This is a genomic window from Robertmurraya korlensis (assembly GCF_023715225.1).
Lineage (GTDB): Bacteria > Bacillota > Bacilli > Bacillales > Cytobacillaceae > Robertmurraya_A.
Genome location: NZ_JAMBNS010000008.1, coordinates 39,747 through 53,116, shown reverse-complemented (window position 1 = coordinate 53,116; position 13,370 = coordinate 39,747). Strand labels below are relative to the sequence as shown.

Genomic DNA, 13,370 nt, shown 5'->3' with positions numbered 1-13,370 from the left:
TACATGAAATATAGGATAAATGGAAAAAAGAGTATTCCTTTCTCCCGTTTGGAACATTATGATTATGTATGAAGAACTTACATATCTCTCAAGGAGGCAATCATCATGCCATACGTAACCGTAAAAATGCTAGAAGGCCGTACAGACGACCAAAAGAAAGCTCTTGTGGAAAAAGTAACCGCTGCTGTTGTGGAAACAACTGGCGCACCTGCTGAGAAGGTAGTTGTATTCATTGATGAAATGACGAAAAATAATTATGGAATTGCTGGGAAAAGGCTGTCTGACGAGTAGAAATTAGTGTCTAGATGTCGGTTAGCATGCATTCACTTCACTGGTATTCCAAATGGAATAAAGGCTCGTTCATGCATGCCAACCGACAATATATTAAAAAAGGCTTGGACATAAAACGTCCAAGCCTCTCTTTTATACAGGGACTACTTTCCCCTTTAATGCTTCAATATATTCATACGCCTGCTTAATTTCGTCTTCTGTGTATTTTTGCTTGCTTTTTAGAGTAAAGATTTTCTCCTTTACTTCCTCTACTTCTAAATCGTCAAAGAAGAGTACGGTTGAAACAAGTTCTAGAAACCTAGCATTCTGGCTATTCATGTCGGTTAAACAATCCTCTAAGGCCGGAAGTTCCACTAGGTTCATATTTAAAAATTCCATTCCCTCATCTGTTAAGGAGTAACGGTATTGCATATAACCGCCCTTTTTCTCCTTTACCTCGTTAAGAAAGCCCATATTGCATAGCTCTTCTACGCGAAGGGTCAACTCTTCGGAGTAAGGTCCATAAAAGTGAAACTGAAACCTCTCTTGGAAAGGAAAATCTACTTTTTTCGCTATATAAATCATTTTTTGCAGTTTTTTCCGACCAACAATTTCCCCTGCCGCTGCAAAAGCTTGCATTATTTTGGCATGATCCTTTAACAATGAGACCCTCTCCTACTTCATATTTATATCAAGCACCTATCTCATAGGTCTAGTAAGTTGCGAATTTGCTTTTTAATGTTCTTTTTTGATGAATCGTCTTTTAAAAGATCCGCAGGGAAATACAACTTATGGTCCGTTCTTCTTTTCCCTGAGATGGCATCAACGATTTGAGATTCCCTTGAAAGTTCTCTTACTTCTCCATTTTTCATGAGCAATTGTATCGGCAGGCGTTCTTCTTCCTCACCCGGGCGATAAAAGTCGTATGGTAAGTCAGACGAGGAATCCACCACTAAATAATATTCCGGGTCAAGACCAGCCTTAGCGAATAAAGTAGAAAGCTCACTTAGCTTCTTATATTCTTTTGCTGGGTCAAACTCTACGTATTTAAACAGATTTCGATCCATAAAACGGACACACAGGTCGCGCAAGATCAAATCCTCTTCCTCTTCCCACATTTGGAAGTAATAGAGAATAACAGCTTCATCTAATTTCAAGTAGTCATGAAGGGTAATATTTTCAGCAAATACAGAATAAAAATGAATCGGCTCGTACTTAAATTGGTAGCCTTTTTGGTACAAATGCTTGGCACGGTGAAGAATCTTTGTCAAAATCACTTCTGCACTACGAGTAACAGGATGGAAGTACACTTGCCAATACATTTGATATCGACTCATTATGTAATCTTCCACTGCATGCATACCGCTTTGCTTAATAACAACTTGATCTTCCTTCGGCCGCATCACACGAAGAATCCGTTCCATATCAAAATGTCCATAGCTCACACCTGTAAAATACGCATCACGCTGCAAATAATCCATCCGGTCCGCATCAATCTGGCTCGAGATCAAGCTAATCACGAGCTTGTTCGGAGAGGTTTTGGCGATCACCTCTGCCACCATCTTCGGGAAATCCTTGCTTACTTTTGTAAGAACCTTATTTACTTCTGTGTTGCCAAGAATAATCTTTTGTGTAAAAGCTTCATGATCGAGGTCGAATACTTTTTCAAACGAATGCGAAAAGGGTCCATGTCCCAGGTCGTGAAGGAGCGCAGCACAAAGTGAAAGCAAGCGCTGATCACTGTTCCACTCCGGTCTTCCATCAAACACATCATCAATAATGCGACGAATGATTTCATAGACTCCAAGCGAATGATTAAAACGGCTATGCTCTGCCCCGTGAAATGTAAGATATGTCGTTCCAAGCTGCTTAATCCGGCGTAGACGTTGGAATTCCTTCGTACCAATCAAATCCCAAATCACACGGTCTCTCACATGTACATAACGATGAACGGGATCTTTAAAAACCTTTTCCTCCACTAGCTTTTCCTGTGAATATGCCACTGTAGAATCCCTCTTCCTATCTATCTTTAAACTATTATAACTTGATTCATTCTACAATTCACCCTAAAAAAGGAAAAAATCTACAGAATTTCGACAAAATCAGAAGACAACATTCAACCTTTTTCTCCTCAACTCAGGTAGTAATATGTCTGATGGGCTGCATTCTCTTCGCTGGTATTTCTATTGAAATAAAGGCTCGATTCTACATCCCATCAGACAAATAATCAAAGAAAAAAACCACCTATCTTCCGTACCAATAGGTGATTTTATTTTTTCAGCTTCTTATTAATTTTATCCATTAATTCTTCTTCTGTTAGCGCAGCAAGGGGACGGTTATTCACAAATGCGAATGTTTTCTTTCTCCCTGGTCCGCAGTATGATTGACAGCCAATTTCAATTGTTGCCTCAGGATCGATATCCTTTAAACGAGGAATCAACGTTTTTAAATTTACGGCCTGACAATCGTCACACACACGAAATTCATTTGCCATCTATATTACAACCCTTTCTTCGGTGCATACTAAGCCAAGTAAACTCTTTTTAATAATCTAAACGGTATTTTACCGTTTCTTTTCTTCTAATGCAAGCTGTAATCCTTAGCCGATTATCCATAAAAAACCTGTCTATCTAGTGATATCTTAAATATTTTTAAAAAAACTCTACTATCCTTGCAATCAATTGGTATAAAACCCACCACATGTGGTCATGCTTTAACTAAGAACTTGAAAATGTAATTTTCGTTAGGGAGTTGAGTAGAATGAAAGTTAGACAAGACGCATGGACAGATGAAAATGATTTATTACTAGCAGAAACAGTTTTACGACATGTTCGAGAAGGAAGCACACAGCTAAATGCATTTGAAGAGGTTGGGGACAAGCTTAATCGTACCTCTGCAGCATGTGGTTTCCGCTGGAATGCAGTAGTACGACATCGTTACGAAAAAGCGTTACAATTAGCGAAAAAGCAACGGAAGCAGCGTCAAAGAATACTAGGAAAAGACCAAGGTGGAAAAAAGAAACTATTATACTCACCACCGGTTCCAACACTAGAAGAAGTTGGCCCGATTGCAGCCGCTGAAGTAGAAACGTATGAAGTACCAAACTTCTCTGAGGAAATTGCTATCGAGCCAGCAGCAATCGCTCAAAGCATTTCACAAGTAGCCTTACCAAGCCCGGCCGCACCACAAATGCAAGCTCCAAGAGAGATGAGTATGGAAGCCGTAATCTCTTATCTACGATCACTAGGTGGGTCCAATATTCAAGTGGATATTTTAAAAAGTGAGAATGAGAGACTGAAGCGTGAAATTGCTGCATTAAAAAGACGCAATGAAGAGCTAGAAGGAAAAATCAATCATCTGGAGCAAAATACGGAAATCATCCAAGAAGATTACGAGACATTAATGAAAATCATGAACCGTGCTCGTAAACTAGTGGTATTAGAGGAAGAAGAAGACCGTCCTGCCACTAAATTCAAGATGGATCGAAATGGAAATTTGGAGAAAATCGCTGAGTAAAATATAGATATATATTGGGAGAGTAGGCAATAATATCTCTTAGTTGAAAAGCCGTACCTGCATGGGGTACGGCTTTTGTACATTTCTTTATTCATTGGCTTCAACTAAAAATTTATCATTCCGCTCTACGACTCTTAAGACATAAGAATCAAGCATTTGTAATTCTTCGTCCGTTAACACTCCCGCCTGCAAGAGTCCTGCCTTCTTTTTCAAGGTGAGCAGGAGCCTTAGCATGACATCTTGAACCGTAAGTGGAACGCCAAACAATTCAGACAAAGAAGCCATGACCACTGGCTCTATTTTTGGATAAGAGAACTTCGTCTCCTCCCCTTTAATTGCTCGATCGTAAAACTCTTGAATAACCTTGGCACGTTCGCTTCCACTTCCCGTTACGCAAAGGTATATTTGAACCGCCACGCCGCCACGCAAACGCCGCTGGGAGATTCCAGCAAACTTTTTTCCATCAATGCTTAAGTCATAGCTTCCTGGACAGTAAGAACCTACAATTTCGCGAGCCTCGATCGAACGTTCAAAATCAGCAAACATCTCTTGAATAAGCGTCCACATCGCATCGTATCCGCGATTGATATCGATTCCCTTTTCCTCTTCTGGGAGAATAATTGATAGATTTAGAACTCCCTCGTCGAGTACAACCGCTAATCCACCTGAATTACGAACAATATACTCGTAGCTTTGGTCTTTCAAGTACTCAAGTCCATCCCTGATATAAGGCAATCTAGTATCTTGAATTCCGAGTACGATGGTATCTGCATGAACCCATGCTCGAACCGTTGCAGGTGCTCCCTTTGTACCTATCGAGGCGCAGAGCGTATCATCATACCCAAACGAATGAAGAGCACTCATATGAAGTCCCGTACTGGATTGATCCATAATTCGCCATGTAGGCTGGTTTAATAGTTTCTGCGCTTCTTCCATCGTTTCCGTCACCTCGTGTTTTCTTGCCTTTATTTTACCATAGAAAAGAGCCAGCTAAAGAGAACTGGCTCGGATGTTTTATTGACTTAATGCTTGGGCAGCTGTGATTAGTGACAGCTTGTATACATCTTCTTCGTTACATCCGCGAGAAAGATCGTTTACCGGGCGGTTTAAGCCTTGTAAAATAGGTCCAACCGCTTCAAAATTTCCTAAACGCTGAGCAATTTTGTACCCAATATTACCAGCTTCTAGACTTGGAAAAACAAATACGTTTGCATCCCCTTGAATGACTGAGTCTGGAGCTTTTTTCTTGGCTACAGAAGGAACAAATGCAGCATCAAATTGGAACTCACCATCTAATACTAAAAGAGGATCTCTTAGCTTTGCTTCTTGAACAGCCGCAGATACCTTTTCCGTTTCTGGAGACTTCGCAGAACCCTTTGTTGAGAAGCTAAGCATTGCAACTCGTGGCTCGATATCAAACATTCTAGCTGTTTTTGCACTTTCTACTGCGATTTCAGCTAAGTCTTGTGCATCTGGAGCAATGTTGATCGCGCAATCTGCAAACACATACTTTTCATCTTCGCGTACCATAACAAATACACCTGATGTTTTACGAACGCCTTCTTTTGTTTTGATGATTTGAAGCGCAGGTCGTACTGTATCAGCTGTTGAATGGGCTGCACCACTTACTAATCCGTCCGCTTTGTTAGAATATACAAGCATGGTTCCAAAGTAATTTTCATCAAGTAAAATCTTGCGTGCGTCCTCTTCCGTTACTTTCCCTTTTCTTCTTTCGATAAAGGATGCCACTAACTCATCCATCATCGCAAATTGACTTGGGTCGTATATTTCAGCCTTCTCTAAAGACACGCCTAATTCTTTTGCCTTCGTTTCAATTTCTTCTATATTTCCTATTAAAATAGGCGTTAATACATTCTCTTCAGCTAAACGTCCTGCTGCACTAATAATTCTTTCGTCTAGACCTTCAGGAAAAACGATTTTAATGTTTTGTCCACTTACTTTTTCCTTCAGTCCTGTAAATAGGTCGCTCATGACGAATCCTCCCTTATGTACTATACCTTTAGCATACGCTTACCACATAAAATTTCAACTCTTTCACAGATTGTTACCGTTTCCATCAAAAAAGTTTTTGTTTTCTGAATAATCCACAAAATCCTCATCTTCTTTACTATCTGCAATTCTCACTAGAAATATCCTTTTTTAATAATACCATCGTGAAAATTCAGGTTTTATTCACACGTTTCCTGGTGAAACTATGGTATAGTATGTTTTGTACATTATAATAATTCTAATGAGGAGTGAAACAAATGGCAGAAGCAGCACAAACTCTTGATGGCTGGTATTGTTTACATGACTTCCGTACAATCAATTGGACCGCTTGGAAATTATTATCAAGTGATGACAGACAAACCGCTATTCATGAATTTTTAGGTTTAGTAGAAAAATGGAATGCCACTCAAGATAAGAAGGAAGGCAGCCATGCTTTATATACAATTGTTGGTCAAAAAGCTGATTTTATGATGATGATTTTACGTCCAACGATGGAAGAGTTAAATGAAATTGAAACAGAATTCAATAAGACCATGCTTGCGGAATATACGATTCCAGCTCATTCATACGTTTCTGTAGTAGAGCTAAGCAACTATCTTCCTGCTGATCAGGATCCTTATCAAAGCCCTGAAATCCTTGCTCGTTTGTATCCAACTCTACCAAAAGCGAAGCATGTTTGCTTCTATCCAATGGACAAGCGTCGCCAAGGAAATGACAACTGGTACATGCTACCGATGGAAGAGCGCCGTTCGATGATGCGCAGCCACGGCATGATCGGTAGACAGTATGCTGGAAAAGTGAAGCAGATTATTACGGGATCTGTTGGCTTTGACGATTACGAATGGGGAGTCACACTGTTCTCAGATGATGTTTTACAATTTAAAAAACTAGTGTACGAAATGCGCTTTGATGAAGTGAGTGCACGTTACGGCGAATTCGGTGCCTTCTTTGTAGGAAATTTACTAGAAATTGATCGTCTACATAGCTTCTTACACGTAAACTAATCATGTATGAACCCTCTAGCGTTTGCTAGAGGGTTTTTTCTATTATCTAGGAATAAAAGAGTTTTCCTTCACATACGAATGAATTAGTGAGCTTTCTTCCTTTTATTTGACCCTTTCATCTCACCACAGAATGTACAACATGAAGAGAGGTGAAATTCATGGGTGTGATCCCTTACACAGAAGAGCATGTAAAGCTGTTGGCTCGATTAATTCGAGCAGAAGCTGAAGGTGAAGGAAATTTAGGTATGTTAATGGTTGGAAATGTTGGTGTGAACAGAGTAAGAGGAGAATGTTTAGATTTTAAAGACATACGTGACTTACGAAAAATGATCTATCAACGTCCTGGTGGTTTTGAGGCAACCATCAAGGGCTATTTTTACCAAGCTCCCCGTGAAAATGAGATGAAACTTGCTAGACGTGCGATCAAAGGGGAGCGATTCCATCCTGCTTCCAATTCTTTATGGTTTTATAGACCTACTGGTTCCTGCCCTGCCCAATGGTATAACCAATGGAATACAGGACGTTATAAACAGCACTGTTTCTTCAGTCCAACACAGCAGAATTGTCCGAAAGTCTATTAAAATGATCACTTTTCTAGGAGGGATTTTCTTTGTCACAGAATTATGATCCAAATGCATTCTACAGACAAACAGGGTATCAACAACCTTATTTCGGAGCCCCTGTCCAGCCCAGTGCACCAAAATTCCCATCAGCTGGTCAGGTAGCCGGTGCCGGCACCGGGATTCCTACATACGGTGCACCAGCAGCATATCCTACTATGCCAGCGGGATCAACAATTCCACCAGCAGGAGCTGTTCCTGGTTACACAGGTGCCTTTAACGCGCCATCAGCTGGTCCTCAAGTGCCGGGTATGTTACCGCTTGAGGAGTCGTATATCGAAAACATCTTCCGCCTAAACAAAGGAAAGTTAACCACTGTTTACACCAATTTTGATGGAAATGATGAGGGCTTAGCAAGAACCTTTAAAGGAATAATTGAAGCAGCTGGGCGCGACCACTTAATCTTAAGCGATCCGCAAACCGGCATGAGATACTTAATTCCGATGGTGTACTTCGCCTATGCAACCTTTGACGAGGAACTTGAGTATGACTATCCCGGTTATGTTCCTGGATTAGCTGCTTATCCTCCGCGTTAATAAAACAGGAGCATCCTTCTTAGAAGGATGCTCCTGTTGTTTACAAATATTTTACTGCTGCTACTATGATTAAAATCCATGCAGCTAAAAACGACAAGCCCCCTAAGGGTGTTATCGCACCAAGGATGCTAATCTTCGTTAATGTCATAACGTACAAGCTACCTGAGAAAAGAATGATACCAATTAACATCATCCAACCTGACCATGATAGTAGCGCATTAGCCGGCAAGCGTCCAAGCAACACACCTATAATCAGTAAGCCCGTCGCATGGAACATTTGATACGTGACTCCTGTTTTCCAAATCTCTAAGTATTTCTGCTCAACTCGCCCTTCTAGACCATGTGCTCCGAAGGCCCCTAATGCCACTGCTAAAAAAGCATTAATGGCACCAATAATAATAAACGTTTTCAACCTCTCCACCCCATTATGTTAAAAATCAAACAGTGAATCTCCATTGCTTTCATCATCTATTTGCAGCTTTTTCGGCTGTGTTTGAACGGGTGAAGAAGTTAGAATTTGCTCGACCTTTGTTGGAATCACAGGATTCACTCGCGGTAATCCACGTGTGGTCTCACCCGATTGACTTTCAAGTACAAGCTCGCATAATGTTTTAATGGCATGAACTCGTTCTCTCACTTGTGAGTTGGTCCCACTTGATTTGGCTGCCTGCAGCTCCTGTTCCATTTTTAAAAGTAGCTTTTGCACACTAATTTCCAATTCGTTCACCTCATACCCTTGTCTACCCTATAGTATACGACCTGTCACTAAATTTTCCAAAGAATAGCGTTACTTTTTCTCAAAACGCAGGCAAGCCTGGCCTGATGCCTTCCTTACTTCAATAGATGGCAGCTGCCTTGTTTTAAATCCAAATGCTTTGCATCCTTTTGGAAAATGAGGGTCCCAAGTCACGTAGAAATATTGGCATTTAAAACAATCCTTTTTTTCTACCTTCATGTGATCCACCTTTTTTATTTAATTGTCCAATCAATTTCTGTGTAACCATTCTTCTTCAGCCATTCATTTGCTTTTGAAAACGGTCGGCTCCCAAAGAAGCCGCGATGTGCTGAAAGCGGGCTTGGATGAGGAGCTTCAATGATATAGTGATGATCGGAAATCAACTTCTTTTTCTCTTGTGCTGGTTTCCCCCATAATACAAACACCATCGGTTTCTCTCTCTCACTAAGCTTTGAGATCACTGCATCGGTGAAGGTTTCCCAGCCCATCTTTTTATGAGAGTGTGCCTGACCCGCTCGAACCGTTAAAACGGTGTTTAACAGAAGAACCCCTTCATCTGCCCAATTTTTTAAATATCCGTGGTTTGGTATAGGTGCGCCTATATCACTCTGTAACTCTTTAAAAATATTTTTTAACGATGGTGGCGTAGGAACACCTGGCAGGACCGAGAAGCTCAAGCCATGAGCTTGCTCTGGACCATGATAAGGATCCTGACCGAGTATGACAACCTTCACCTGCTCAAACCTTGTGTACTGTAGTGCAGAAAAGATGTGATCTCTTTTCGGATAGATCGTATATTGTTTATACTCCTCTTCAATTAGGTGTTCAAGCTTTGTGAAGTATTCCTGTTTAAACTCGTCCCCGATGTAAGACTCCCAGCCATTCATATTACTTTTCATACGTGATCACCGCGCGATATCCAAGTGCTGAGAAAAACTCCGTTAATGTTTTCTCGGCATTCTGTTCTGCCACCTGTATAAGCCCTTGAGCAATGGCCTCTTCCTTTACGAGCCTCTTGGCCTCCTCTGCGAGCTCGTACGCCTCATTCCAATTCACTTCGTCCCGAAAAATCCCTTCCACGGAAAACACCTGAGCTTGGTCAAAATCTAATGTTGGCTCTTGGATAATAGAAGCTTGTGGAAGCGTAATTTCTATGATCTTCTCTTCCTCATTTACGCGGAGATTGGATTCATTGATTCCAGCTAAGTCCACTCCCGCCGTAACCGTGCCTGGGATAATAAGAAGGAACTTTCTCTTTGTTCCCGGAAGATTCGTACTAATTTCCTTCCCAAACAGCTGATTGTCCTCTTTTTCAATAACCGCCTTCGCGTACGCCTGTGCTGACGCAAGTGACGACAAGTCTTTTATTTGCTCTATAAAACTACCTTTTTGTACGGTAGCTTGATTGGTCGCTTTTATCGTAAAAATGGCTCCGATTATAATTAGAATGCATAAGGTGATCCCTATTAGCTTCCATGCTAATGATTTTGGAATCACTCTCGCTTTTGATTGATTGTGATGGTATAACTCATTGACTGCAATCGAGGCCGCCATTTGCTGCTTCGCTTCATTAAGTTCCTTCTGCAAGGCCTCTAATTGCATCTGTACTTCTTTCTCGTTCATCTTCACCCTCCTTACAAACTTCTAGATTTATTATAACGGTTGACGAGGGAATTTGTAGAATTTTGCAGAAAGAAGTCGCATAGAAGATATTAGTAGATTAAATAAGATGGCTTATCCTTAATTAAGTAACCAGCAAAAGAAATATAAGCGGAGGTTTTCCGGTTATATACAGAATGGAGCTCGTTTCGGGGGAAATAAGCGGAGATTTTCCGCTTATGCAAAGCAAAATCGCTTATTTTCGTAGTTTTCGAGCCAATAGTCGGAATATCTCCGTCTATTTAAGCATTTTTTCATAATTATTACTAATTAAGCGGAATTTCTCCGTCTATTTATCAGCTCGGGTGTGCTTAACCTGATTTGCCAACCGATAAGTGCCCGGACCGAATGCAGAAATGTTAATAAATAAGAAAAGACGTATTCATACGTCTTTTCTTGTGTCTTTTAATAAGTAAGCATTCGAAAACGGAACTTTTTTATTGCGACTCTCCCAAAATACCAGCGTCTCCCCAACCACCAAACTACCCCAACAGTCTCTGATAAATCGACCGGGCCAGACTCATATCCTTCGTCCCATGAACCAGTCCGCGTCCATCTTTAAAAATAACGACACGTTGCTCGTCCATTTCAACCGATAGCAAATATGGATTTGCCTTCACCACGTACCCCAACTTATCTAGTCGACTTGCTAAGTCCCCTAAATCAAGCTCACTTTGTCGTGGTGGCCGAATTTGCACCGTATCACGACCACACAGTACCGTTGAGCGCGAAAGATTTTCCTTATCCAAATACGGATACTCCCGAAGGTCTCCACATGACAAGCAGCCTGGGTCCTTTGCTTTTCCCATTTTCATGCTGTTGTATTGATTTCGCCATAAATCAAAGCTCGCAAACGAATCACGAACCATCTCCCAATCCTCCACAAGAATCTTCAGTACCTCTGCTGATTGATGAGCAATGACCATCTGCACAGCCGGTCCAATGATTCCCCCTGTATCACAGGTCATTCCTTGAATCGGGATTCTTTTCAGCAAACAATTCAAGCAAGGAGTTTTGCCTGGAATGATCGTAAAACTCATGCCGAAACTCCCGACACAAGCACCATAGATCCAAGGGATTTTGTACTTTTGCGATATATCGTTAATAGCCATTCGCGTTTCAAAATTATCGGTCGCATCCAGGATCAAGTCCACATCCATCACAAGGTCCTCAAGCATCTCAGTCGATGCATCGCCAACAACCGGCACAATCTCTACATCACTATTAATGGCTTTCAATCTCTTTTCAGCTGCAATCGCCTTCGGAAGCTTCTCTCGAACATCTTCTTCTGTATACAGCTGCTGTCTTTGCAGATTGCTTGCTTCCACATAATCTCTATCCACTATCGTTAACTTCCCAACACCCGCGCGCGTAAGCACTTCCCCATTTCCCGAACCAAGTGCACCGGCGCCAATCATCAGCACATGCTTAGATCGCAGCTTGTCCTGTCCACTTTTTCCAATCGGTGAAAAAAGAATTTGCCTCGAATACCGATCATCCATGATAAAACCTCCTTCCTCTGTCCGTTTCCGCTTTTCTATTTACCCCCCACTAACTGGAGGTATAAACGCAACCACATCTCCATCACTTAATACATCTTCGTCACCAGCAAATTCTTCATTTACAGCTGCCATAACCGTATCCAAATTTACTCCATACTGCTCACTTAAAATCGCTTTAGCCTCTGCAACGGTCTTTCCTGTCAGGTCTAGCGATACTGATTCTTCTCCAACCGTATCACGCAGATGAGCGAAAAACATTACTTTATTCATCTAAATCACTCTCCTCTGGTTTTCCTTTTGGATAAGCAACCGTTTCAAGTTGATTTCCAATCCATTCTTCTCCGTCTTCCCAGTGCTCTTTTTTCCAAATAGGAACGATCTCCTTGATACGCTCGATTGCGTAACGATTCGCTTCGTATGCATCCGCACGATGTGGTGTAGATACAGCAATGACAACGGCTATATCCGTAATTTCAAGCTTTCCGACACGGTGCGAAATCGCTACCTTTGCCCCCGGCCAGCGCTCTTCGATTTCACGTCCAATTTGCTCCAGCTTTTTAACCGCCATGCTCTCATATGCTTCATAAATTAAGTATAAAGTCTTTTTTCCAGCAGTTAGCTCTCTTACCGTTCCAATAAACGTTGTAATCGCTCCTGCTTCCCTTTGAACGACTTTGTCAATAATCGATTGCGTATCAAGGGGTTCTCTAGATATTTCAAAATTCATGTTGGCACCTTCTTCCGTTCGATCTTGTCTTAGAGATTGTATCATATTCCTTCGCTCTTCTCACAAAACTAGGTTCCCTCACGATCCAGCTTTAACGCTTTTTCATACTCCAATCTATCATTCATATTAAATACAGCCTTCTCCATCACAGTAATGCCTTTACTAATCAAAATATCTTCTGAAATATACCTCACACGAAGGTTTTGAAGCAGGCTCATGATTCGAAGCTCATTCTTCTCCAAAGACTGTGAAACCGCTTGTAACGCGTCCTTTCGATAGGCACCAAATAAAGGATGCATGTGACCTGCAAGCTTTGGAATGACTGCCTGGTAGTTTTCTAACTCTTCTAGTAAAAATTCCCCAAGGCTTGATGAAATAAACGGCATATCACAGGCCACAATTAAGTTTTTCTCCGATTGAGAACCTTTAAGTCCTGCTTGGATACCTGCAAGGGGACCTTTCCCCTTTTGTTCGTCTTCAACCATTGGTATATTCAAATAATCATACGTATGAAATGTATTGGTGACGATGAGAAGTTCATCCGTAATTTTTTCAAGTTCGATTGCAATCCTTTCAATGACTGGAACGCCATCTATCATCATTAATGCCTTGTTTTGTCCCATACGACTTGATTGTCCACCTGCTAAAATAATTCCCGTTCTGCTCAGGCTCATCGTCCACCTTTCTTAATGATATATTCCTCTATTTTAATATGGAAAGAGGAGAAAGACTATTACGTACGTTCGCCATTATCTACAAATTCAGCACAGATATTACTAATTTAGCTTAC

At 41.2% G+C, this 13,370-nt stretch carries 19 protein-coding genes; 5 read left to right on the top strand and 14 right to left on the bottom strand.

Annotated elements, in window-relative coordinates; translation table 11 throughout:
• The first annotated feature begins 105 nt into the window (after positions 1-105).
• A complete protein-coding gene (gene thmT / locus M3175_RS15040) occupies positions 106-291 on the top strand; it encodes a 2-hydroxymuconate tautomerase (RefSeq protein ID WP_066056926.1) in 186 nt (61 codons plus the stop codon).
• A gap of 132 nt (positions 292-423) precedes the next feature.
• On the opposite strand, the gene M3175_RS15035 is transcribed toward thmT, so the two are convergent.
• The 3 genes from M3175_RS15035 to M3175_RS15025 form a co-directional block, all read right to left on the bottom strand.
• A complete protein-coding gene (locus M3175_RS15035) occupies positions 424-933 on the bottom strand; it encodes a YwgA family protein (protein ID WP_119710292.1) in 510 nt (169 codons plus the stop codon).
• A gap of 41 nt (positions 934-974) precedes the next feature.
• Entirely contained in the window at positions 975-2,273 is a 1,299-nt protein-coding gene (locus M3175_RS15030) for an HD domain-containing protein (RefSeq protein WP_251520501.1), read from the bottom strand.
• 266 nt (positions 2,274-2,539) lie between these two features.
• A complete protein-coding gene (locus tag M3175_RS15025; RefSeq protein WP_251520499.1) occupies positions 2,540-2,764 on the bottom strand; it encodes a YuzB family protein in 225 nt (74 codons plus the stop codon).
• Between the two features lie 266 nt (positions 2,765-3,030).
• Between M3175_RS15025 and M3175_RS15020 the strand changes: the two genes are divergently transcribed.
• Positions 3,031-3,786, top strand: a complete 756-nt coding sequence (locus M3175_RS15020; protein ID WP_251520496.1) for an RsfA family transcriptional regulator — start codon at positions 3,031-3,033, stop codon at positions 3,784-3,786.
• 87 nt (positions 3,787-3,873) lie between these two features.
• Here the strand turns inward: M3175_RS15020 and lipL are convergent, their stop codons facing one another.
• Together lipL and pta are read right to left on the bottom strand one after the other, a co-directional pair.
• The gene (gene lipL / locus M3175_RS15015) at positions 3,874-4,722 is read right to left on the bottom strand and encodes an octanoyl-[GcvH]:protein N-octanoyltransferase (RefSeq protein ID WP_251520494.1); all 849 of its coding nucleotides are present in this window, start codon (positions 4,720-4,722) and stop codon (positions 3,874-3,876) included.
• Positions 4,723-4,800: 78 nt separating this feature from the next.
• The gene (pta, locus tag M3175_RS15010; protein WP_251520492.1) at positions 4,801-5,778 is read right to left on the bottom strand and encodes a phosphate acetyltransferase; all 978 of its coding nucleotides are present in this window, start codon (positions 5,776-5,778) and stop codon (positions 4,801-4,803) included.
• A 275-nt stretch (positions 5,779-6,053) separates the two neighbouring features.
• Between pta and hemQ the strand changes: the two genes are divergently transcribed.
• From hemQ to gerQ, 3 genes are all read left to right on the top strand, one after another.
• Positions 6,054-6,800, top strand: coding sequence for a hydrogen peroxide-dependent heme synthase (hemQ, locus tag M3175_RS15005; RefSeq protein WP_119710298.1), 747 nt, complete (start codon positions 6,054-6,056; stop codon positions 6,798-6,800).
• A gap of 158 nt (positions 6,801-6,958) precedes the next feature.
• The gene (locus M3175_RS15000; protein WP_251520490.1) at positions 6,959-7,381 is read left to right on the top strand and encodes a cell wall hydrolase; all 423 of its coding nucleotides are present in this window, start codon (positions 6,959-6,961) and stop codon (positions 7,379-7,381) included.
• 29 nt (positions 7,382-7,410) lie between these two features.
• Complete coding sequence (gene gerQ, locus M3175_RS14995; RefSeq protein WP_251520488.1) at positions 7,411-7,956, top strand: spore coat protein GerQ; 546 nt, start codon at positions 7,411-7,413, stop codon at positions 7,954-7,956.
• A 40-nt stretch (positions 7,957-7,996) separates the two neighbouring features.
• Here gerQ and M3175_RS14990 read toward each other — a convergent pair whose 3' ends face one another.
• The 9 genes from M3175_RS14990 to mobA form a co-directional block, all read right to left on the bottom strand.
• Positions 7,997-8,368: a DUF423 domain-containing protein gene (locus tag M3175_RS14990; RefSeq protein WP_251520486.1), complete on the bottom strand. Its 372-nt coding sequence runs from the start codon at positions 8,366-8,368 to the stop codon at positions 7,997-7,999.
• A gap of 18 nt (positions 8,369-8,386) precedes the next feature.
• Positions 8,387-8,683: a YwdI family protein gene (locus M3175_RS14985; RefSeq protein ID WP_251520484.1), complete on the bottom strand. Its 297-nt coding sequence runs from the start codon at positions 8,681-8,683 to the stop codon at positions 8,387-8,389.
• Positions 8,684-8,743: 60 nt separating this feature from the next.
• On the bottom strand, positions 8,744-8,911 hold the full coding sequence (locus M3175_RS14980) for a uracil-DNA glycosylase (RefSeq protein WP_251520482.1): 168 nt from the start codon (positions 8,909-8,911) through the stop codon (positions 8,744-8,746).
• 14 nt (positions 8,912-8,925) lie between these two features.
• On the bottom strand, positions 8,926-9,591 hold the full coding sequence (locus M3175_RS14975) for a uracil-DNA glycosylase (protein ID WP_251520480.1): 666 nt from the start codon (positions 9,589-9,591) through the stop codon (positions 8,926-8,928).
• Positions 9,581-10,315: a DUF4230 domain-containing protein gene (locus tag M3175_RS14970; RefSeq protein WP_251520478.1), complete on the bottom strand. Its 735-nt coding sequence runs from the start codon at positions 10,313-10,315 to the stop codon at positions 9,581-9,583. The genes M3175_RS14975 and M3175_RS14970 overlap by 11 nt, the downstream gene beginning before the upstream one ends.
• A gap of 518 nt (positions 10,316-10,833) precedes the next feature.
• Positions 10,834-11,853 (bottom strand): MoeB/ThiF family adenylyltransferase, encoded by a 1,020-nt coding sequence (locus M3175_RS14965; RefSeq protein WP_251520475.1) that lies wholly within the window; start codon positions 11,851-11,853, stop codon positions 10,834-10,836.
• Positions 11,854-11,892: 39 nt separating this feature from the next.
• The gene (gene moaD, locus M3175_RS14960) at positions 11,893-12,123 is read right to left on the bottom strand and encodes a molybdopterin converting factor subunit 1 (protein ID WP_251520473.1); all 231 of its coding nucleotides are present in this window, start codon (positions 12,121-12,123) and stop codon (positions 11,893-11,895) included.
• Entirely contained in the window at positions 12,116-12,580 is a 465-nt protein-coding gene (locus M3175_RS14955) for a molybdenum cofactor biosynthesis protein MoaE (RefSeq protein WP_251520959.1), read from the bottom strand. Before M3175_RS14955 ends, moaD begins: the two co-directional genes overlap by 8 nt.
• 68 nt (positions 12,581-12,648) lie before the next feature.
• Positions 12,649-13,254 (bottom strand): molybdenum cofactor guanylyltransferase, encoded by a 606-nt coding sequence (mobA, locus tag M3175_RS14950; RefSeq protein ID WP_251520471.1) that lies wholly within the window; start codon positions 13,252-13,254, stop codon positions 12,649-12,651.
• Between the last annotated feature and the right edge of the window lie 116 nt (positions 13,255-13,370).

What these genes read in the sequence shown, in the direction of transcription:
- thmT (WP_066056926.1), top strand. Translation starts at nt 106, where the DNA reads ATGCCATACGTAACCGTAAAAATGCTAGAAGGCCGTACAGACGACCAA.
- M3175_RS15025 (WP_251520499.1), bottom strand. Translation starts at nt 2,764, where the DNA reads ATGGCAAATGAATTTCGTGTGTGTGACGATTGTCAGGCCGTAAATTTA.
- M3175_RS15020 (WP_251520496.1), top strand. Translation starts at nt 3,031, where the DNA reads ATGAAAGTTAGACAAGACGCATGGACAGATGAAAATGATTTATTACTA.
- lipL (WP_251520494.1), bottom strand. Translation starts at nt 4,722, where the DNA reads ATGGAAGAAGCGCAGAAACTATTAAACCAGCCTACATGGCGAATTATG.
- pta (WP_251520492.1), bottom strand. Translation starts at nt 5,778, where the DNA reads ATGAGCGACCTATTTACAGGACTGAAGGAAAAAGTAAGTGGACAAAAC.
- hemQ (WP_119710298.1), top strand. Translation starts at nt 6,054, where the DNA reads ATGGCAGAAGCAGCACAAACTCTTGATGGCTGGTATTGTTTACATGAC.
- M3175_RS15000 (WP_251520490.1), top strand. Translation starts at nt 6,959, where the DNA reads ATGGGTGTGATCCCTTACACAGAAGAGCATGTAAAGCTGTTGGCTCGA.
- M3175_RS14980 (WP_251520482.1), bottom strand. Translation starts at nt 8,911, where the DNA reads ATGAAGGTAGAAAAAAAGGATTGTTTTAAATGCCAATATTTCTACGTG.
- M3175_RS14975 (WP_251520480.1), bottom strand. Translation starts at nt 9,591, where the DNA reads ATGAAAAGTAATATGAATGGCTGGGAGTCTTACATCGGGGACGAGTTT.
- M3175_RS14970 (WP_251520478.1), bottom strand. Translation starts at nt 10,315, where the DNA reads ATGAACGAGAAAGAAGTACAGATGCAATTAGAGGCCTTGCAGAAGGAA.
- M3175_RS14965 (WP_251520475.1), bottom strand. Translation starts at nt 11,853, where the DNA reads ATGGATGATCGGTATTCGAGGCAAATTCTTTTTTCACCGATTGGAAAA.
- moaD (WP_251520473.1), bottom strand. Translation starts at nt 12,123, where the DNA reads ATGAATAAAGTAATGTTTTTCGCTCATCTGCGTGATACGGTTGGAGAA.
- M3175_RS14955 (WP_251520959.1), bottom strand. Translation starts at nt 12,580, where the DNA reads ATGAATTTTGAAATATCTAGAGAACCCCTTGATACGCAATCGATTATT.
- mobA (WP_251520471.1), bottom strand. Translation starts at nt 13,254, where the DNA reads ATGAGCCTGAGCAGAACGGGAATTATTTTAGCAGGTGGACAATCAAGT.